The organism is Mesorhizobium sp. YIM 152430 (assembly GCF_029210365.1).
Taxonomy (GTDB): Bacteria; Pseudomonadota; Alphaproteobacteria; order Rhizobiales; family Rhizobiaceae; genus Aliihoeflea.
The window spans coordinates 247,474-267,179 of the sequence record NZ_JARGES010000027.1; the positions used below are offsets into that span (position 1 = coordinate 247,474).

The window sequence follows — 19,706 nt, forward strand, 5'->3', positions numbered from 1 at the left end:
CGATCAAAGTCCCAGTCGGGACGTAACGAAATCTGCCATTGCCGCTATGTCATCGATCGGGAAGACGGGCAAGGTTTCGCCCGGCAATGCGTGATCGCTGGCGACCGCGACGATGTTGGGATCGTCCATCGAAAGCGGACGGGTGTCCTTCGCTTCGCGCCGGCGCGTCTCGATCTTGAGGTGCCCCTCGCGCTTGTAACCCTCGACGATGACGAGATCGCAGGGCGACAGACGGGCGAGAACGTCGTCGAGCGACGGTTCGCTCTCGCCGCGCAACTCGTGCATCAGCGCCCATCGATTGCCCGAAACGATCGCGACCTCGCCGGCTCCGGCCGCGCGGTGGCGGAAGGAGTCGGTGCCGGGCTGGTCGATATCGAAGGCGTGGTGCGCGTGCTTGACCGTCGAAACCCTCACACCACGCGCGACGAACTCGGCGACGAGCCGCTCGGTCAACGTCGTCTTGCCGGAATTCTTCCAGCCGGTGATGCCGATGATGCGCTGGGTCATGAAAGTCGCTTCGCGAGGTTCAGCGGGAAGAATGGCGTGTCGACGGTAACGCTGGCAAGCGTGTTGGAATGGATCGCCAACTCGTCGACCTGGCTCGCGATGCGCGAGATCGCCCTGTCAATGATTGCGCGGCCGCCGGCAAGGCCGATGCCCGTCATGCTCATCGCGCCAGCTCGCCTTTGCGCGCGGCGACATTGAGGACGTAGAGCGACGCGACGATGCCAAGGCAGGACGATGCCAGCATGATCCAGAGTAGCGGCGCCGGTCCCGTTTCCGGTCCGAGAAGGGCGCCTGCGAGCATGGAAAGCCCCGCGCCGCCGCCGATCTGCAATGCGCCGCCGAGCCCCGAGGCCGACCCGGCGATATGCGGGCGAACGCTGACGATTCCGGCCATGGCGTTCGGCAGCGTCATGCCATTGCCGAGTCCGACGAACATCACCGGAACGAAAAGCGACGCCGGCGAGACGTATCCGGCGAAATAGAGGATCAGCGGCACGGACATGCCCGTTGCCGCGACGATGTTGCCGGTCAGGAGCATCGTGTTGATGCCGAGGCGGCTCGACAGCCGCCCGGACAGGAAATTGCCGACCATGTAGCCGACCGAGACGAAACCGAAATAAAAGCCGTATTGCGAGGGCGACAGGCCGAAGATTTCGCTTGCGACATACGGACCCCCGCCGAGGAATGCGAAGAATGTGCCCGACGTGAAGGCCGCCGTCAGCGTGTAGCCCCAGAAGCGTTCCGACTTGATCAGTTCGGGATAGGAACGCACCTGTGCGAACAGCGATGAGGACGGGCGCAGATTGGTCTCGCCGAGATCGATCCAGATGATTGCGAACGCCGTCACGCCGAATGCGAGGGTCAGGAGAAAGGTCGACTGCCAGCCATAGAGTTCGTCGAGGAAACCGCCGATGACCGGTCCGATCATCGGGACCAGCGTCATGCCCATGGTGACATAGCCGATCTTGCTCGCCGCCTGGTCGGGACCGACCGTATCGCGGATGATCGCACGCGACAGAACCATTCCGGCGGCCGAGAACGCTTGCAGGATGCGGCAGAACAGCAGGATCTCGATGGTCGGCGCGAAGATTGCGGCAAGCGTGCCGACAAGAAACACGGCAAAACAGATGAGCAGCACGGGGCGGCGCCCGAAGCGGTCCGATGCGGGGCCGATCAAGAGCTGAAGCACCGCCGTGGCGACGAGATAGAGCGCGACCGCGAGCTGCACCACGGAATAATCGGCATCGAAATGCCGGGCCATCGCGGGCAGGGAGGGCAGGAATACGTTCATCGCCAGCGCGCTCGACGCCGTCGCCATCACCAGCGTGAAGATGTGCGGTGGCGTCGCGGCGCGGTGGGCGAGGGGCATCGTCATCGGGTCGAAATGAACACGTTAATCATGGCGTGTGCATAGGCCGCATCCGGTTTCGCTTCAAGCGCTTCAAACGCCATCGGGTGCCATTGCGGGGGACGTCGTGTCGGTAACGGGCTGCGTCTTGCCGGCATGGCGCTCGCGGTAGAGCGTGTAGAGCCCGGATGCGACGACGATGGCCGCGCCGAGGAGCATGGCAAAATCGGGGACTTCACCGAAGACGAGCAAGCCGAGCAGCAGCGCCCAGATCAGGGCCGTGTAGCGGAAGGGCGCGACGAAGGAAATGTCGCCCGCACGCATCGCCATGATGATGAACTGGTAGCCGACGATCAGAAGGATGGCGGCACCGAGCAGCATCGACGTGCTGGTCACCGTTAGTTCGGTCCAGCCGCCGTAGGGCACGACGAGGAATCCCCCGACGACGGTGACGAAGAGCGCGGTGGCGAACGAAACGGCGAGGGACGGGATGTCCTCGGGAATGCGCCGGGTCACGAGGTCGCGAAGGGCGCAGAAGGCGACGCAGAGCAGTGCCAGGAGCGAATAGGAATTGAAGCCCTCGAAGCCGGGCCGCACGATGATCATGACGCCCGCGAAACCGGCGAGAATGGCCGTCCAGCGCCGCCAGCCCACCGGCTCGTGGAGAAAAAGAGCCGCGCCCATCGTGACGGCGAGAGGCAGCGCCTGAAGGATGGCCGAGACGTTGGCGAGGGGCATCTGCGCGAGCGCGGCAAGAAAGCAGAGCGTGCTCCCGACCTCGCTTGCCGCGCGCACCGCTACCAGCGGACGCCGCAGGGACGACAGCGATGACAGGACGCCGCCATGCCAGGCGAGCAGGCCGATCATGATCGTGGCGAACGTGCCGCGCACCAGCATCACCTGCGCTGCGCTCATGTCGCCGATGACGGTCTTCGTCAGTGCATCGTTGAGCGTGAATCCGGCCATCGAGATGGCCATGAACAGGGCGGCGCGGAGATTGGGGGAAAGGGTCAAGATGGCGGCTCGTCGATTGGGTCGACCCTGCCATAGGCTGCCACTCGATCGCGCGCAACGGACCAGCGCGCCGAAACTCTACGCCAGATCAGCCGCCGGTAACGCTCATGTGCCGAGAGACGGACGGCCGGTTCGTGCGCCGGTCGATGACGAAATCGTGGCCCTTCGGTTTGCGTCCGATCGCCTCGTCGATCGCATTCGAAAGGAGATCGTTGCCTTCGGAGGCGCGTAGCGCGGCGCGCAGGTCGGCCGCATCGTCCTGGCCGAGGCACATATAGAGCGTGCCGGTGCAGGTCAGGCGCACGCGGTTGCAGCTTTCGCAGAAATTGTGCGTCATCGGCGTGATGAAGCCGAGCCGACCGCCGGTTTCCGCAACCTCGACATAGCGCGCGGGGCCGCCGGTCTTGAATGGTATGTCGGTAAAGGTGAATTCGCGCTCGAGTTGCGCCCGCAGGAGCGACAGCGGCAGATACTGGTCCGTCCGGTCCTCGTCGATTTCGCCCATCGGCATCGTCTCGATGACCGTCATGTCCATGCCGCGGCCATGCGCCCAGCGCAGCATGTCGGGGAGTTCGTGGTCGTTGAAGCCCTTGAGCGCGACGGCGTTGATCTTGATCTTCAACCCGGCTTCCTGCGCGGCGTCGATGCCGGCCATGACCTTGGAGATGTCGCCCCAACGGGTGATTTGCCTGAACTTCGCCGGGTCGAGCGTATCGAGCGAGACGTTGATCCGCTTAACGCCGCATTCGGCCAGCCCGGCGGCGAAGCGCTGGAGTTGCGAGCCGTTGGTCGTCAGGGTCAGTTCTTCGAGCGCGCCGCTTTCGATGTGACGCGAGAGATCGCGGACGAGATGCATGATGTTCTTGCGCACCAGCGGTTCGCCCCCGGTCAGGCGGAGCTTTCTCACGCCCTTTTCGATGAAGACGGTGCAGAGACGGTCGAGTTCCTCCAGACTGAGAAGGTCGCGCTTGGGCAGGAAGGTCATGTCTTCCGCCATGCAATAGGTGCAGCGGAAATCGCAGCGATCCGTCACTGAGACGCGCAGATAGGAGATCGCCCGCCCGAACGGGTCGATCATGCTGGTGTCGCCAAGGTTCATGCCATTGCCTTTAATGCCCATCCGGTCAATTTCGTGATCTTTTGCCCGCGGCGCAAGCCCGATGCGCCGAAAGTCTGGCGTTTGACGATGAATTGAGGCATTCGGAAGCGAATGGCGACGAGAGGACAGGATATGCGGCCACCATCGGAACTGCGCGTCTCAAAGGATCGCCGGACGCTGACCGTCCTCTTCGACAGTCACGCGCCGATCCCGCTCGAGGCGGAGTTCCTGCGCGTCGTCTCGCCTTCGGCCGAAGTGCAGGGCCATTCCCCCGAACAGCGCGTGACCGTTCCGGCCAAGCGCAATGTCGCGATCTCGAAGATCGAGCCGGTGGGCAACTACGCCGTGCGCATCGTTTTCGACGACGGACACGATACCGGCATCTTTAGCTGGGACTACCTGCACACGCTCGGCCACGAGAGGGAAACACGCTGGCAGGCTTATCTCGACGAACTGGCGGCGAAGGGTCTGTCTCGCGGCTAGTCTTCCTTCAGCGCTTCGCTGATGCGGCGCATCTGGTCGCCGAGGCGTTCGCACTGGTCGGGCGTCGACTGTGCCATCACGCGGTCGAGCAGGGCCACGTAGATTTCCATCGCCGCCATCAGCCGCGTCTCGCCTTCCTCGGTGAGATAGAGCCGCAGGACGCGGCGGTCGCTCTCATCGGGATCACGCCGCAGCAGGCCCTGGCTTTCGAGCTGCGGCAGGAGCATCGTGATGTTCGATCGGCCGACGAGGAGCCGGCGCGCCAGATCGTGCTGGGACAGGCCGGGGTGGCGGTAGAGGTTCATCAGGACGTCAAGCTGGCCGATCTTGAGCGGCGCGATCGCCTTGGCGAGTTCGCGCACGACCGCGCGCTCGGCCCGCACGACCGCAATCCAGTTGCGGAACCGGGGATTGTCCCATGGCAGGCGCGGCGCGTCTGTCGATCCGGCTGCGGTCAAGGCTTGCGCTCGGTCGGCGGATCATAGGGCAGGCCGGCTTCCTTCCAGGCGCCGAACCCGCCCTTGATATGCTTGACGGGGGAAAGACCCATATCCTGCGCGGTCTTGGTGGCAAGCGCCGAACGCAGGCCGCCGGCGCAGAAGAAGACGAAGGTCTTGCCGCTGGCGAAGACCGGCTTGTGATAGGGGCTTTCCGGGTCGATCCAGAATTCCAGCATTCCGCGCGGCGCGTGCAGCGTGTGCGGAATGCGGCCCTCCCGGTCCAGTTCGCGCGGATCGCGGATGTCGACCAGCACCACGTCGTCGCGCGCGGCGAGTTCCTGCGCTTCGGCCGGCGTAATCGCCTCGATCTCGGCATCGGCTTCTTCGAGCAATGCCTTGTAACCCTTTTTCATGGCAGACCTCCTGACCTGCCGATGATGGCCGCGCGGATGCGCCAGCGCAAGACGCTCCCGCGCGCCGTCAGCCGAGGTTCAGATCCTTGAAGAAATCATTGCCCTTGTCGTCGATGACGATGAAGGCGGGGAAATCCTCGACCTCGATGCGCCAGATCGCCTCCATGCCGAGTTCGGGATATTCGACGACCTCGACCTTTTTGATGCAGTCCTGCGCCAATCGCGCGGCGGGACCGCCGATCGAACCGAGATAGAATCCGCCATGGCGCCCGCACGCCTCGCGCACCTGGCGCGAGCGGTTGCCCTTGGCAAGCATGACCATCGATCCGCCGAAGGACTGGAACTGGTCGACATAGGAATCCATCCGGCCCGCCGTCGTCGGTCCGAACGAGCCCGATGCGTAGCCGGCAGGCGTCTTGGCCGGACCGGCATAATAGACCGGGTGGTTCTTGAAATAGTCCGGCATCGGCTCGCCGGCTTCGAGGCGCTCGCGGATTTTCGCGTGCGCGATGTCGCGCGCGACGATGATGGGCCCGGAGAGCGACACGCGCGTCTTGACGGGCTGGGCCGAGAGGATCTTGAGGATCTCGCTCATCGGCTGGTTCAGGTCGATCTTCACGACATGCGAAGTCAGCTTCTCCTCGTCGATATCTGGCATGTAGCGGGCGGGATTGGTCTCCAGCTCTTCGAGAAAGATGCCGTCCTTCGTGATCTTGCCCTTGGCCTGCCGGTCGGCTGAGCACGAGACGCCGAGGCCGATCGGCAGCGAGGCGCCATGGCGGGGCAGGCGGATGACGCGCACGTCATGGCAGAAATACTTGCCGCCGAACTGGGCGCCGACACCCATGGACTGCGTCATCCTGTGGACTTCGGCTTCCATTTCGAGGTCGCGGAAGGCGTGGCCGGCCTCGCTGCCTGATGTGGGCAGGCCGTCGAGATAGCGCGTGGAGGCAAGCTTGACGGTCTTCAAGTTCATCTCCGCCGACGTGCCGCCGATGACGATGGCGAGGTGATAGGGCGGGCAGGCGGCGGTGCCGAGCGTCAGGATTTTCTCTTTCAGGAAATCAAGAAGCCTGTCGCGCGTCATCAGGGACGGCGTGCCTTGATAAAGGAAGGTCTTGTTGGCCGAGCCCCCGCCCTTGGCGACGAACAGGAACTTGTAGGCGTCCTCGCCTTCCTCATAGATGTCGATCTGCGCCGGCAGGTTGTTCTTCGTGTTCTTCTCCTCGAACATCGACAGCGGTGCGAGTTGCGAATAGCGCAGGTTCTTGCGCTCATAGGCGTCGAGCACGCCCTGGCCGAGCGCGTCGGCGTCGCCGCCTTCGGTCCAGACCCGCCGGCCCTTCTTGCCCATGATGATCGCCGTTCCTGTGTCCTGGCACATCGGCAGGACGCCGCCGGCGGCGATGTTGGCGTTCTTCAGGAGGTCGTAGGCGACGAAGCGGTCGTTGTCCGTCGCTTCCGGGTCTTCGAGAATCGCGGCAAGCTGCTTCAGATGCCCGGGGCGCAGGAGATGGTTGATGTCCGCGAAGGCCGTTTCCGACAGGAGGCGCAGCCCTTCCGCATCGACCGTCAGGACGTCCTGGCCGCGAAAGGTGTCGACGCTGACGTGATCCGAGGTCAGCTTGCGATAGGGCGTTTCGTCGGCTGCGAGGGGGAAAAGCTCGGCGCTTGCGTAGTCGGCCATCTGCGAAGGGTCTCCGGAAAGATACAGGTTGGCAGGCTCTTAAAGCGAAACGGGCCGGGATTGAAGCCTGCCTTTGGACCGATCGCCGAGCGTTGTATTCCTGCAATGGTCGCGACAAAACCCGCATGGGCGACACGGGATGTCTTGAACCGAACGCTTCGGCATCCTTAGCATCGTCATCACGGCGGATGAACGTTTGCGATTTGGAAACCATATCGGGTCCAGTGTCGGACTCCGTGTTCGCCGGCCTCGGCCGCGCCCGACTGGAACTCTCAACGGATTGGACGACATGATCAAGCGTATGCGCCTTCGGGCTCTGGCCCTGACCTCAACCGCGCTCGCAGCGTCGCTTCTGACCGGGGTCCATGACGCGTCTGCACAGGGCTTTTTCGAGCGCCTGTTCAACCAGCCGCCGCGCCGCTATGTCGAGCCGCAATATCAGCAGCAACAGCCGCCGCAGGCGCAGCCGCAAATGCACCAGCAGGTTCAGCGCGCTGCGCCGCCACAGGCGCCGCGCGTCACCGGGCCGCAATATTTCACCTACAAGACCGATACGCTGGCGAAGGTGAACTTCGCCGCGATCTCAATCGATCCCACGCTGGTCAATACCGGCATCGATCACGGCACGGTCGGCGCGACCACGCAGGCCGCCCCCGCTTCCGCGCGGCCGGTCACCGTTGCCGGTGGAAGCCTGGAAGAGGCGGTCGAAAAGGCGCTGGAAGGCAATCAGGCGGGCAGCGAACCACGCCGGCGGATGGCCGGTCAGGACCGGCGGCAGCTTCCTTCGATCGACGGCGCGAACCCGAAGCTCGAGATCGACGTCCGCAAGCAGGCGGTCCGTTCGCCGCAGCCGGCGAGGGCGACGATCGCCAATTCGCTCGACGATCTTGCGACGTTTGAATTCTATGCCGAAGAGGCGATCGGCGATGCGGTGGTCGCCCATTATTCCAAGCATCCCGGAATGATCTGGTCCGAGGGCGGCGGGGTCAATTCCGCGGCGCGCGACGTGCTGCGCGAGCTTGCGAGCGCTGATGAATACGGGCTCAATCCGGGCGATTATGCCGTTTCCGTGCCGCGGATGCAGGATGAAGCGGCGCTTGCGCGCTTCGAGATGGCGCTGTCGGCGCGCATGTTGCGCTATGCACGCGACATACATGCCGGCCGGGTCGATCCCAACCGAATCTCCGGTTATCATGATTTCAAGTTGAAGACCGTCGACTATGGCGGCCTCCTGGCAAAGCTCGCCAAGGGCGCCGACGCGAGTGCCGCGCTTCGTGCGCTGCATCCGCAAAACGAATTCTACAAGGCGATGCAGGTTGAACTCGAGGAACTGCGGGCCAGCGAGGAAAAGAGCATCGTCATCGCGCCGGGAACGTTCATTCGCCCTGGTCAGACGAGTTCGGAACTGCCGAAGATTCTCGCTCTCATCGAGAAGGAAGCGGACCAGACTTTCCTTGCCGAGCACGCGACGACGATCGAGCTCAACCGCGCCAGCGAAATTTATTCGGACGATCTGGTGGCGGTGATCAGGGCCGCGCAGAAAAAGCGCGGCTTGCAGGTCGACGGCATCGTCGGCCCGCGCACGGTCACAGCTTTCGCAGGCGAATCGAAGGCGGCGCGGATCGAGAAGGTGAAACTCGCCATGGAGCAGCTTCGCTGGCTGCCGTCCGATTTCGGCGACCGCTACGTCTTCCTCAACGCGCCGTCGGCGATGGCCAGCTATGTCGAGGACGGGCGCGAGAAGCTGTCGATGCGCACGGTCGTCGGCACCAAGGCGACGCAGACCTATTTCTTCCAGGATGAGATTTCCTATGTCGAGTTTCATCCCTATTGGGGCGTGCCGCGCTCGATCATCGTCAACAAGTACCTGCCAAAGCTCTATGCTGACCCCTCCTATCTCGATCGATCCGGCTTCGAGGTGACGGATCAGCAGGGCCGCCGGATTTCGTCCTCGGCGATCGACTGGCCGCGTTATGGCGCGAACATCCCCTTCAATGTCCGCCAGCGGCCGGGCCCGAGCAATGCGCTCGGCGAGTTGAAGATCATGTTCCCGAACAAGCACGCGATCTACATGCACGATACGCCCGAGCGGCATCTTTTCGGTCGCGACAACCGCGCGCTGTCCAACGGCTGCGTGCGTCTTGAGGATCCGCGCGCCATGGCGGCGGCGGTGCTCGGTTGGGACCGTGCGAAGGTCGATTCGCGCCTTGCCGGCCCGCATGGCCGTGACAATCTGGACGTGAAGGTGCCGGTCTATGTCGCTTATTTCACCGCCTGGCCTGAGGCGGGCGGCAAGATGGGCTACTATCCCGACGTCTACGACCGCGATCTGAAGACGCGCGAGGCGATGGAGCGCATCGAAGCGGCGAGGGCGCCGTCGATCTGACGGCGCTCGGCTGCCCGTTTCGAACCGCGAGGTTCGCAAGCCCGACCGGGCGCCGCGCCATCGGAGGCGTGAGCGCAGCGATCTGCCGTGAGATACTTGAAAATGGTGGGCGCGACAGGGATTGAACCTGTGACCCTTCGCGTGTGAAGCGAATGCTCTCCCGCTGAGCTACGCGCCCATGAGCGCCAGGCGCTCAAAGTGATCCGGCGGACCGGACGTGGCCTGCCTATAGGAGCATCCGGCTGGGTCCGTCAAGCGGTCTTGGCGCGCGGCGCGGCTACCGCTGCGATCAGCCGGTCGGCAAGGTCGACGGTCAACTCGTCGAAATGCGAAATGACGTGCGATGGCTCGAGTTCGCGCACATGCCTGTCCGTGTAGCCGAAGTCGACGGCGACGACGGGAATGCCCGCTGCCTTGGCCGTCTTGATGTCCGTCTCAGAGTCCCCGACCATGATCGCGCGTTCGGGATCGCCGCCGGCGCGGGCGATGGTCTCGATCAGATGGCGTGGGTCCGGCTTGCGGAAGGCGAACGTGTCCTGTCCGCAGATGGCGCGGAAGCGCTCGGTGAGACCGAGCCCCTGCATCAGGCGCGTCGAGTGGAGCTCGAACTTGTTGGTGCAGATCGCCGTCAGGTAGCCGGCATCGTCGAACCGGTCGAGCGCGGCGACGACCCCCTCATAAGGCTGCGATTGGCCGGGCATGTTCGAGCCGTAATGCTCGATGAAGGTGTCGAGCAAATCCTTGAGGCGCTCGTCGGAGAGCACGCGTTGCTGAGCAGCATAGGCCCGCTTGATCATCACCTTGCCGCCCATGCCGACGAAGCGGCGAAATTCGGACGGCCCCGCTACGGTCATGCCGTCGAGCGCGAGGCAATGGTTCAGGCTCGCCATCAGGTCGGGCGCGGTGTCGACGAGCGTGCCGTCGAGGTCGAAGACAATGATGGGGGCGGTCATCGGATCGTCCATTGGTTTCCGTTGCGGCGGGTCTAGCTTGGCCATGCGGCGGACGCAAGGCGGCCTGGACGGTTTGCCAGCAACGGCGAAGATGATAAACGGCGTCTGGAAATCAGGGAGCCGGACATGGATGCGCGAGCGCTGAAGATCGAAGCGGCACGGGTCGCCCTTTCCCATGTGGAGGAGGGCATGAAGCTCGGCATCGGGACGGGTTCGACGGCGGAGGAATTCGTGCGGCTCCTGGCCGTGCGGGTTTCGGACGGGTTGACGATCATCGGCGTGCCGACCTCCGAGCGCACGGCCGAACTTTGCCGCGATCTTGGCGTACCGCTCGCCACGCTGGACGAGGAACCCGCGCTTGATCTCACCATCGACGGCGCCGACGAGATCGGCCCCGGCCTGTCGCTCGTCAAGGGCGGCGGCGGGGCGCTCTTGCGCGAGAAGATCGTCGCCTTCGCTTCCAAGCGCATGATCGTGATCGCCGACGCCTCCAAGATCGTCGACACGCTCGGGAAGTTTCCGCTGCCGGTCGAGGTCAACCCGTTCGGGCTCGGCGCGACGCGGATCGCCATCGAGGAGGCGGCAAACCGCCTCGGACTGTCCGGCGCGATCAAACTTCGCGAAAAGAATGGCGAGCGTTTCGTTACCGATGGCGGCCATGTCATTCTCGACGCATCTTTTGGCCGTATTCCCGATCCACTGGCACTTTCGGATGCCCTTCATGCGATCCCCGGCGTCGTGGAGCACGGCCTGTTCCTTGGTCTGGCCGATCTGGCCGTGATCGCCGAACCGGATGGCGTGAAGACGATCGACGGCGTATAGGCTTCGTCAACGAGAACGAGCGGCGCGAACGCGCCGGCAAAGAGGAGACTGGACATGAATTTCAGATATGCGGGCATCGCGCTTGCCGTGGGCGCGGCCATCGCACTTGGATCGGCCATGGGTCCGGCCGCGTCGCAGGAACCGTCGCAGAGCCACCTTGCCGCCGCGCGTGCGGCCGTCGATGCGGTGGGCATGACGGATGAATTCGACAACATCCTGCCGCAGGCAGCCATGGCGCTGAAGAACGAACTGACCCAGAAGAATCCCGACCAGGTCAGCCTCATTTCGCGCACCGTTGACGAGAAGGCGATTGCCCTGGCGGCGCGCCGCGGCGACCTGGAGCGGGAAGCCGCCGCCGCTTATGCCCAGTTCTTCACAGAAGAGGAGCTCGGCGAGATTTCGGCATTCTATTCGTCGCCGGCCGGACAGAAATTCATCGAGACGCACCCCGAAGTGACCAATCAGGTGTTCCAGGCCGCCAATATATGGCAGTCCGGCATCGCCCGCGACCTTGCGCGCGATGTCGCGGCCGAGTTGCAGGGACAGGTTGCCGAGCCGCAGGTCGAAGCGGCGCCGGCAGCACCCGCCCAGTCCAACTGAGCGATCTTGAGAGCGTGACGAGCCCGGCCGGAGTGCCGGGCTTTTCATTTGGGCGGCAGCGCCCTAAACCTTGCGCCGAAAAATCGTGAAAGGCCGCCGCATGACCCAGTACGACTATGATCTCTTCGTGATCGGCGGCGGTTCGGGCGGCGTGCGGGCAGGGCGGGTCGCGGCCTCGCTCGGCAAGCGCGTCGCCATCGCCGAGGAATACCGCTTCGGCGGAACATGCGTCATTCGCGGCTGCGTTCCGAAGAAGCTCTTCGTCTACGCCTCGCAGTTTCCCGAGCATTTCGAGGATGCCGCCGGCTATGGCTGGACGGTGGGAGAACGCTCCTTCGACTGGCCGACGCTGATCGCCAACAAGGACAAGGAAATCGCACGGCTCGAAGGTCTTTACCGGAAGGGACTCGAAAACGCCGGGGCTGACATCATCGACAGCCGCGCCGTGCTTGAAGACCCGCACACGATCCGGTTGCAGAAAGAAGGGCGCACGGTGACGGCCGAGACCATTCTCGTCGCGACCGGCGGGCACCCCAGCCTTCATCCCGCGCTGCCCGGACATGAATATTGCATCACCTCCGACGCGGCGTTCCATCTCGAAGAACTTCCCAAGGCGATCGCGATCGTCGGCGGCGGATATATCGGCGTCGAGTTTGCCAATATCTTTCACGGCCTGGGGGTCGAGACGACCCTGATCTATCGCGGCAAGGAGATATTGGGACGATTCGACAAGGACTTGCGGACCGCACTTCATGTCGAGATGGAAGCCAAGGGCATCAGGATTCTTTGCGGCGAGATATTCAAGAGCATCGAAAAGCGCCCGGATGGCCGGCTCGAGGCGCATACCAGCGCTGACCGGGCGCTGATTGTCGATCAGGTGATGCTTGCCATCGGGCGGCAGCCCAACACGGCCGGTCTCGGGCTCGACAAGGCAGGGGTGAAGACAGGGCGGAAGGGCGAGATTATCGTCGACGACTTTTCGCGGACCAATGTCGAGAACATCTACGCCGTCGGCGACGTCACCGACCGGGTGCAACTGACGCCGGTGGCGATCCACGAAGCGATGTGCTTCGTCGATACGGTCTATCGGGGCAAGCCGACGCGCCCCGACCACGATGCGGTCGCGACTGCCGTCTTCTCGCAACCCGAACTGGGCACGGTCGGCCTGTCGGAAGAAGACGCGGCAAAGAAGTATGACGAACTCGAAATCTACAAGGCGACCTTCCGACCCATGCGCCACACGCTCTCGGGCCGCATGGAGAAAATGGTCATGAAACTCGTCGTCGATGCCGCCAGCCGCCGCGTCGTGGGCGCACATGTTCTGGGCGTCGATGCCGGCGAAATGGCGCAATTGCTCGGCATCGCCGTCAAGGCGAAGCTGACAAAGGAAGATTTCGACGCGACGATGGCCGTCCACCCGACCGCGGCGGAGGAACTAGTGACCATGTACCAGCCGAGTTATCGGGTTAAGAACGGTGAAGTGATCGTCTAGCCGCAGGTTCCGATACTGACCGGCCTGCCGTCAAGAAGCCAGTCGGCGAGCGGCGGCCAGAGCGTCTCGGCGAAATGCGCGCGGAAGAAGCCGAGATGCCCGATCGGCCCCCCGCCATCCTGCGGCGAAAGCCAGCGGGTCTCTACCGTCGCGTTCGTGTAATGCCGCATGAGGCCGTGAACGGCAGCCGGCGTCCCCCAAGGATCGTCGGTCATGCCGAATGCGAGAAGCGGAAGGGCCACGTCCTTGAACCGTGCGGTTTCCGGCACGTTCGGATCGTCGAAGAAGTAGTTCTTCATGCGGCACCATCGCGCCCAGTCGCGGAAGGTCGAGGTTGCGATCGGCTCGCCGATCCCAAGCCAGCGTGGCATATCGCGACATGCCAGAGAAACCGGCAGGCCGACGAGATTCATCCGATACCAGACGGAGCGGTCTGCGAGGTCGCCATGATAGCCCGACATCGAGGCCACCATCGCATAGCGCTCGAAACGATGCGCGATGCCCGAAAGGCCGAGCGCCTGACCACCATAGGACTGACCGACCCCTGCCATCGGATGCCCAGGCGCCGCTTCGTCCAGTTTTCCGGCCGCCGCCACGAAGTCGCGGACGGCCCAGTCTTTCATGTTGATCCGGGCCTTCCATCCTGCCGGCCGCGCGGAGCCTGCCGTGCCGCGATAATCATAGGTCAGCGATGCGCGCGCGCCGGCCGCCACGATCTTGCGTGCGAAGCCGGCATAGAGGCGGCGGGGCACCGCTGCCGCCGACGAAATCAGCACGAGCGGCCCATTGCCCTGACCGGAATAGAGGGTTCCTTCCAGCGGGAAACCGTCATCGGCCTTGAAGGCAACGACTGATTCGGCGACGCTGTGGGGTGCCGGATTTATGTCTGCCTGCGGCGCGGACAGTGAAGCGGTTGAACATGCCAAGACGGGTATCCTCGCTTTCGATGGAGCGAAGCTACCATTTACGCTTACGTCAAAGTCAACAGGTTTTGAATGTCTGGATGTAACGCATCTGCCGAAGGACTCGTCGCCTATTTCGGTTACGGGTCGCTGGTCTGCCGGCAGACGCACCGCACCGAAATCGTTGCCGCCCATCCTGCGCGGCTGAACGGATGGAGGCGCCATTGGCGGCCAAGACCCGACATGCCGGGCTTCCCGGCCGCGCTCTTGACCGTCAGACCGCAAACCGGTGCCGGTTGCGACGGGCTCGTCGTCATCGATCGGGTGGAAAATCTTGACGCCGTCGACGCGCGCGAGTCGCGCTACGATCGGGTTCAACTCCAACGCACGTCCATCGAATGCGCGGCCGGCCTCGACGGCATTCCGATCTATCTTTACGTGGCGCAGGCGCAAATCCCGGCGCATCCGGGGACGTCTTTGATCCTGCAATCCTATCTCGATGCGGTCATGCACGGGTTTCACGTCGAGCATGGCGAGGAAGGGTTGCGACGTTTCCTGGACGAAACGGACGGCTTCGAGATCGGCCTGCACCTCGATCGCGACCAACCGCTTTATCCGCGCGCCCTTGCACCGGACGATCGGCGGGCTTCGGCCTTCGATCGCGCTCTGGCGCCATATCTGGTCGCGCCTTCGGCGAAGGAAGTGTAGAATCGCCGGCTTTCGTAGTGTAAGGACGCCGCCACGGGCAGGGCGCATTCCCCGCCCCCAGGCGATATTGGACGGGTGCGATGATGACGAAATGGTCTCCGAATTCCTGGCGTGACAAGCCGATCAGCCAAGTGCCGGCCTATCCGGATGCGGCTGCGCTCGCCGAGACCGAAAGACAGCTTGCCAGTTATCCGCCGCTCGTCTTTGCCGGCGAGGCGCGTAAACTGAAGAAGCAGCTTGCCACCGTTTCAGCCGGCGAGGCGTTCATGCTTCAGGGCGGCGACTGCGCCGAGAGCTTCGCCGAACACGGCGCCGACAACATCCGCGACTTCTTCCGCGTCTTCCTGCAGATGGCGGTGGTGCTGACCTTCGGCGGCGCGCAACCGGTGGTGAAGGTCGGCCGCATCGCGGGTCAGTTCGCCAAGCCGCGCTCGTCCGACACCGAGACGAAGGACGGTGTGGCGCTGCCCTCCTATCGCGGCGACATCATCAACGGTATCGAGTTCACCGAGGAAGCGCGCACGCCGAACCCGGCCCGCCAGCGCATGGCCTACCGCCAGTCGGCCGCCACGCTGAACCTTTTGCGCGCCTTCGCGCAGGGCGGCTATGCGAGCCTGGAAAACGTGCATAAGTGGATGCTCGGCTTCGTCTCCGACAGCCCGCAGTCCGAGCGCTACAAGGTGCTGGCGAACCGGATCACCGAAACGGTCGATTTCATGAATGCGGTCGGCATCACGTCCGAATCCCATGCCGCGCTGCGCGAGACCGACTTCTACACCAGCCATGAGGCGCTGCTGCTGGGCTATGAGGAAGCGATGACGCGAGTCGATTCCACCTCGGGCGACTGGTATGCGACGTCTGGCCACATGATCTGGATCGGCGACCGCACACGCCAGCCGGACCACGCGCATGTCGAATATTGCCGCGGCATCAAGAACCCGCTCGGCCTGAAATGCGGTCCGTCCATGACGCCGGACGGGCTGATCAGGCTCATCGATCTGCTCAATCCGGAAAACGAGGCCGGCCGTCTGACGCTGATCTCGCGCTTCGGTTCCGAAGCGGTCGGCGATCACCTGCCGAAGCTCATCCGCGCCGTCCAGAAGGAAGACCGCAAGGTCGTCTGGTCGTGCGATCCGATGCATGGCAACACGATCACGGCCGCCGGCTACAAGACCCGGCCCTTCGACCGCATCCTGAAGGAGGTTCAGTCCTTCTTCGACGTTCATGCGGCCGAGGGCACCCATGCCGGCGGCATCCATATCGAGATGACGGGCAAGAACGTCACCGAATGCACCGGCGGCGCGCGCGCCGTGCGCGACGAGGATTTGCAGGATCGCTACCACACCCATTGCGACCCGCGCCTCAACGCCGACCAGGCGCTCGAACTCGCTTTCCTGGTGAGCGAGCTTCTGGCCAAGAAGAAGCACGGCCAGGCGTCGAGACAGGCGGTCAACGCCTGAGACGCTTTGTGCTCAGGCGGCGACTTTGCGGCCTGAGCCGACGGCCGCGCCTGCCATCGCCGGCGGGGCGAAGACCCTGATCGCTGCCGGATGGACCTTGAAATGGGCCGGCGTCTGCGTGACGATTTCTCCATCCGTATTGACCGGGCGCGGCCGGTCCGTCTCGATGTCGAACTCGACGCAGCGCGCGGTGCGCACCTCGTTCCAGGCGCCGTGGCGGCCTGAGCGGAACGAGCGCAGCATCAGCGCCAGTTTCCAGACATTGGAGAGTTCGAGGCTGTAGAGATCGAGATGGCCGTCGTCGATCTCGGCCGTCTCCTCCACGACATTTCCGCCGCCATAATGGCGACCGTTGCCGACCGCGATCTGATAGGTCGAGACCCGGATCGTTTCGCCCTTTTCGGTGATCGTCGCCTTGAAAGGGCGAGCCTTGGTCATGACGCGGCTCGCCGCGACCGCATAGCCGAGTCGGCCCCAGCGCTTCTTGGTTTGTGGGTCGAGGCTCTGTGCGAGTTCGGTCGAAAGGCCGATCGAGGCGACGTTGAAGAAGGCGTGGCCATTGACGGTGCCGACATCGACCTTGCGCGTGTTGCCGTCTGCGATCACGTCCGCCGCTTCCTGCAAATCCATCGGGATGTTCAACGTGCGGGCGAGATCGTTCGCCGTTCCCATCGGCATGATGCCCATCGGCAGGCCCGATTCCATCACCGCGACGGCGGCGGACGAAACCGTGCCGTCACCGCCGCACACGATGACGAGGTCTGTGCTTTCGCGCAGCCGCACGACGTCGCGCGCGATTTCCGGCAGCGCCTCGAAGGGTTCGATCTTCACGTCAAGGCCCCCGGCCTTCAGGCGCTCCAGAATGGGTTCGACCGGCTCGCGCCCGCGGCGCGCATTCGGATTGACGAGAAAGAGGGCGCGCTTGCTGGTTTGCAACGAAAGGCTCCTTTTCCGATTTCGGAAGCTTTCGCCAGATAGGCACTGTCATTTGCGATTGCGAGCTTTTCGCCCATTTCGATTGAACGCAGTGTCGCTCTTGGTGTTCCTGGACGCGCATGTCTATCTGATTGGCCAAAGGAGCCTGCCATGGACGCCATCGAGGACGAACTTAAACTGGACGCGCGCGCCGGTCTGCCGGACGACCTGCGCTATCTGGTCGACAAATATCCCCGCGAAGGCTGGACGGCCCACCGCAACGTTCATGGCATGGCGTCGATGTGGCTCCAGCGGCACGCGATGTTCCGCGATCTGGGCGGCATTCTGACGGGATCGATCGCCGACTACCGCGAGGGCAGAACGGATGCGCAGGGCTTCGCCCAGTTCTTCGCGCCGCGCCTGAACTTCTTCCTCGGCCAGCTCGACGGCCATCACAACATCGAGGATCACCACTATTTCCCCATCTTCGCGCGCGTCGAGGCGCGGCTGAAGCGCGGGTTCGACATCCTCGATTCTGACCATCACATGATCCACGATGCGCTGGAGATGAACGCGCGGACGGCGAACGCCTTTCTCGATGCGCTGTCGGGCGACGCCGACGCCCAGCGTTATGCTGCAGACGCCTATGCCGACCAGAATGCGCGGCTGGTGGCCATGCTCGCCCGTCATCTCGACGACGAGGAAGATCTGATCATTCCGCTCATCCTCGAAAAGGGCGACCGGGAACTCGTCGGCACCTGATTGCGCGTGTGCGAAGGCCGCGCTAGACGAACGCCATGAGTGACACGCCGAACATCCTTCGCATCGCCATCGCGCAGTTGAACCCGACGGTCGGCGACATTGCCGGCAATCTCGCCAAGGCGCGCGAGGCGCGGGCGGACGCCGCACGGCAGGGCGCGGACCTCGTCCTTTTCACGGAACTCTTCATCGCCGGCTATCCGCCGGAAGACCTGGTCCTGAGACGCGCCTTCGTCGCCGCCTGCGAGAAGGCGGTGGGTGAACTCGTCGCAGACACGGCCGATGGCGGGCCGGGAATCGTCATCGGCACGCCGCTCGCCCGCAGAAGCGGATTGCACAATTCGGTGGTGGTCGCCGACAAGGGCAAAGTGGTCGCCGAGCGCTACAAGCTCGATCTGCCCAACTATGGCGAGTTCGACGAAAAGCGCGTCTTCCAGCCGGGACCGGACATGCCGGGACCGGTCAATTTCCGCGGCGTGCGGCTCGGCATCCCGATCTGCGAGGACATCTGGGGCGAACTCGGCGTCTGCGAGACGCTGGCCGAGGCCGGCGCCGAACTGCTTCTCGTGCCCAATGGCTCGCCCTATTATCGTGGAAAGTCCGACGTGCGCCAGCAGATCGTGATCCGCGAGGTGATCGAAAGCGGCCTGCCGATGATCTATGCCAACCAGCTCGGCGGGCAGGACGAACTGATCTTCGACGGCGCCTCCTTCGCGATCAATGCCGACAAGTCGCTGGCCTTCCAGATGAGTCCGTTCGAGGAAACGCTGGCGGTGACGACGTGGCGGCGCGGTGACGACGACGCCTGGACCTGCGCCGAAGGTCCGCGCGCGATCCTGCCCGACGCGCAGGAGGCGGACTACCGTGCCTGTATGCTGGGCCTGCGCGATTATGTGAACAAGAACGGTTTCAAGACGGTGGTGCTGGGTCTGTCGGGCGGCATCGATTCGGCTATCTGTGCGGCGCTCGCGGTCGATGCGCTCGGCGAGGAGCGCGTGCGCACGATCATGATGCCCTATCGCTATACGTCCAAGGATTCGCTGAAGGACGCCGAGGATTGCGCCCGGGCGCTGGGCTGCCGCTACGATATCGTGCCGATCGCCGAACCCGTCGAAGGATTTTCCAACGCACTCGGTCAGATGTTCGAGGGCACGGAAGAGGGGATCACCGAGGAAAATCTTCAAAGCCGCGCCCGCGGCACGATCCTGATGGCCGTGTCGAACAAGTTCGGCGCGATGGTGGTGACGACCGGAAACAAGTCGGAAATGTCGGTCGGCTATGCCACACTCTATGGCGACATGAATGGCGGCTTCAATCCGATCAAGGACCTCTACAAGATGCAGGTCTACGCGCTCTCGGCGTGGCGCAACACGACCGTGCCGCCCGGCGCGCTCGGCCCGTCCGGCGAGGTGATCCCTCAGAACATCATCGACAAGGCGCCGTCGGCCGAATTGCGGCCGGACCAGACGGACCAGGATTCGCTGCCGCCCTATCCGGTGCTCGACGACATCCTGGAATGTCTGGTCGAGAACGAGATGGGCGTCGACGGTATCGTCGCGCGCGGGCATGACCGCGAGCTCGTTCACCGGATCGAGCATCTGCTCTACATCGCAGAATACAAGCGCCGGCAGGCCGCGCCGGGCGTGAAGATCACCAGGAAGAATTTCGGGCGCGACCGGCGCTATCCGATCACCAACCGCTTTCGCGACCGGAGCTGA

The 19,706-nt window shown here is 63.9% G+C and carries 20 protein-coding genes and 1 tRNA gene; 9 read left to right on the top strand and 12 right to left on the bottom strand.

Annotation, left to right across the window (positions count from 1 at the left end; genetic code table 11):
- Positions 1-3: 3 nt before the first annotated feature.
- The 5 genes from mobB to moaA form a co-directional block, all read right to left on the bottom strand.
- Positions 4-507, bottom strand: coding sequence for a molybdopterin-guanine dinucleotide biosynthesis protein B (gene mobB / locus PZ895_RS08965; RefSeq protein WP_275838677.1), 504 nt, complete (start codon positions 505-507; stop codon positions 4-6).
- Positions 504-671 carry a hypothetical protein gene (locus PZ895_RS08970; protein ID WP_275838678.1) on the bottom strand — a complete coding sequence of 56 codons (168 nt, stop codon included), beginning with the start codon at positions 669-671 and terminating at the stop codon, positions 504-506. Before PZ895_RS08970 ends, mobB begins: the two co-directional genes overlap by 4 nt.
- The gene (locus PZ895_RS08975; protein WP_275838679.1) at positions 668-1,882 is read right to left on the bottom strand and encodes a multidrug effflux MFS transporter; all 1,215 of its coding nucleotides are present in this window, start codon (positions 1,880-1,882) and stop codon (positions 668-670) included. Before PZ895_RS08975 ends, PZ895_RS08970 begins: the two co-directional genes overlap by 4 nt.
- Positions 1,883-1,948: 66 nt before the next feature.
- Positions 1,949-2,869, bottom strand: coding sequence for a DMT family transporter (locus tag PZ895_RS08980; RefSeq protein ID WP_275838680.1), 921 nt, complete (start codon positions 2,867-2,869; stop codon positions 1,949-1,951).
- An 88-nt stretch (positions 2,870-2,957) separates the two neighbouring features.
- Positions 2,958-3,968 carry a GTP 3',8-cyclase MoaA gene (moaA, locus tag PZ895_RS08985; protein ID WP_275838681.1) on the bottom strand — a complete coding sequence of 337 codons (1,011 nt, stop codon included), beginning with the start codon at positions 3,966-3,968 and terminating at the stop codon, positions 2,958-2,960.
- A 132-nt stretch (positions 3,969-4,100) separates the two neighbouring features.
- On the opposite strand from moaA, the gene PZ895_RS08990 reads away from it, so the two are divergent.
- A complete protein-coding gene (locus PZ895_RS08990) occupies positions 4,101-4,451 on the top strand; it encodes a DUF971 domain-containing protein (RefSeq protein ID WP_275838682.1) in 351 nt (116 codons plus the stop codon).
- On the opposite strand, the gene PZ895_RS08995 is transcribed toward PZ895_RS08990, so the two are convergent.
- The 3 genes from PZ895_RS08995 to PZ895_RS09005 form a co-directional block, all read right to left on the bottom strand.
- Positions 4,448-4,909: a MarR family transcriptional regulator gene (locus tag PZ895_RS08995; protein ID WP_275838683.1), complete on the bottom strand. Its 462-nt coding sequence runs from the start codon at positions 4,907-4,909 to the stop codon at positions 4,448-4,450. The genes PZ895_RS08990 and PZ895_RS08995 overlap by 4 nt on opposite strands.
- Positions 4,906-5,304 carry a rhodanese-like domain-containing protein gene (locus PZ895_RS09000; protein ID WP_275838684.1) on the bottom strand — a complete coding sequence of 133 codons (399 nt, stop codon included), beginning with the start codon at positions 5,302-5,304 and terminating at the stop codon, positions 4,906-4,908. The genes PZ895_RS08995 and PZ895_RS09000 overlap by 4 nt, the downstream gene beginning before the upstream one ends.
- 67 nt (positions 5,305-5,371) lie before the next feature.
- The gene (locus PZ895_RS09005) at positions 5,372-6,991 is read right to left on the bottom strand and encodes a fumarate hydratase (RefSeq protein WP_275838685.1); all 1,620 of its coding nucleotides are present in this window, start codon (positions 6,989-6,991) and stop codon (positions 5,372-5,374) included.
- A 289-nt stretch (positions 6,992-7,280) separates the two neighbouring features.
- Between PZ895_RS09005 and PZ895_RS09010 the strand changes: the two genes are divergently transcribed.
- Positions 7,281-9,377 carry a L,D-transpeptidase family protein gene (locus tag PZ895_RS09010; RefSeq protein ID WP_275838686.1) on the top strand — a complete coding sequence of 699 codons (2,097 nt, stop codon included), beginning with the start codon at positions 7,281-7,283 and terminating at the stop codon, positions 9,375-9,377.
- A gap of 103 nt (positions 9,378-9,480) precedes the next feature.
- Here the strand turns inward: PZ895_RS09010 and PZ895_RS09015 are convergent.
- A tRNA-Val gene (locus PZ895_RS09015) sits at positions 9,481-9,555 on the bottom strand.
- Positions 9,556-9,628: 73 nt separating this feature from the next.
- Positions 9,629-10,330 (bottom strand): HAD family hydrolase, encoded by a 702-nt coding sequence (locus PZ895_RS09020; protein WP_275838687.1) that lies wholly within the window; start codon positions 10,328-10,330, stop codon positions 9,629-9,631.
- Between the two features lie 126 nt (positions 10,331-10,456).
- On the opposite strand from PZ895_RS09020, the gene rpiA reads away from it, so the two are divergent.
- The 3 genes from rpiA (at position 10,457) to gor (ending at position 13,244) form a co-directional block, all read left to right on the top strand.
- Positions 10,457-11,152, top strand: a complete 696-nt coding sequence (gene rpiA, locus PZ895_RS09025) for a ribose-5-phosphate isomerase RpiA (RefSeq protein WP_275838688.1) — start codon at positions 10,457-10,459, stop codon at positions 11,150-11,152.
- Positions 11,153-11,206: 54 nt separating this feature from the next.
- Positions 11,207-11,752 carry a DUF2059 domain-containing protein gene (locus PZ895_RS09030; protein ID WP_275838689.1) on the top strand — a complete coding sequence of 182 codons (546 nt, stop codon included), beginning with the start codon at positions 11,207-11,209 and terminating at the stop codon, positions 11,750-11,752.
- Positions 11,753-11,852: 100 nt separating this feature from the next.
- A complete protein-coding gene (gor, locus tag PZ895_RS09035; protein ID WP_275838690.1) occupies positions 11,853-13,244 on the top strand; it encodes a glutathione-disulfide reductase in 1,392 nt (463 codons plus the stop codon).
- Here gor and PZ895_RS09040 read toward each other — a convergent pair.
- On the bottom strand, positions 13,241-14,128 hold the full coding sequence (locus PZ895_RS09040) for a hypothetical protein (protein ID WP_275838918.1): 888 nt from the start codon (positions 14,126-14,128) through the stop codon (positions 13,241-13,243). The genes gor and PZ895_RS09040 overlap by 4 nt on opposite strands.
- A 111-nt stretch (positions 14,129-14,239) precedes the next feature.
- Between PZ895_RS09040 and PZ895_RS09045 the strand changes: the two genes are divergently transcribed.
- Positions 14,240-14,854: a gamma-glutamylcyclotransferase family protein gene (locus PZ895_RS09045; protein ID WP_275838691.1), complete on the top strand. Its 615-nt coding sequence runs from the start codon at positions 14,240-14,242 to the stop codon at positions 14,852-14,854.
- A gap of 83 nt (positions 14,855-14,937) precedes the next feature.
- Positions 14,938-16,314 carry a 3-deoxy-7-phosphoheptulonate synthase class II gene (locus tag PZ895_RS09050; protein WP_275838919.1) on the top strand — a complete coding sequence of 459 codons (1,377 nt, stop codon included), beginning with the start codon at positions 14,938-14,940 and terminating at the stop codon, positions 16,312-16,314.
- A gap of 12 nt (positions 16,315-16,326) precedes the next feature.
- On the opposite strand, the gene PZ895_RS09055 is transcribed toward PZ895_RS09050, so the two are convergent.
- Complete coding sequence (locus PZ895_RS09055) at positions 16,327-17,250, bottom strand: lipid kinase (RefSeq protein WP_275838692.1); 924 nt, start codon at positions 17,248-17,250, stop codon at positions 16,327-16,329.
- A gap of 150 nt (positions 17,251-17,400) precedes the next feature.
- Between PZ895_RS09055 and PZ895_RS09060 the strand changes: the two genes are divergently transcribed.
- Together PZ895_RS09060 and PZ895_RS09065 are read left to right on the top strand one after the other, a co-directional pair.
- Positions 17,401-17,991, top strand: a complete 591-nt coding sequence (locus PZ895_RS09060; RefSeq protein WP_275838693.1) for a hemerythrin domain-containing protein — start codon at positions 17,401-17,403, stop codon at positions 17,989-17,991.
- A gap of 35 nt (positions 17,992-18,026) precedes the next feature.
- On the top strand, positions 18,027-19,706 hold the full coding sequence (locus PZ895_RS09065) for an NAD+ synthase (protein ID WP_275838694.1): 1,680 nt from the start codon (positions 18,027-18,029) through the stop codon (positions 19,704-19,706).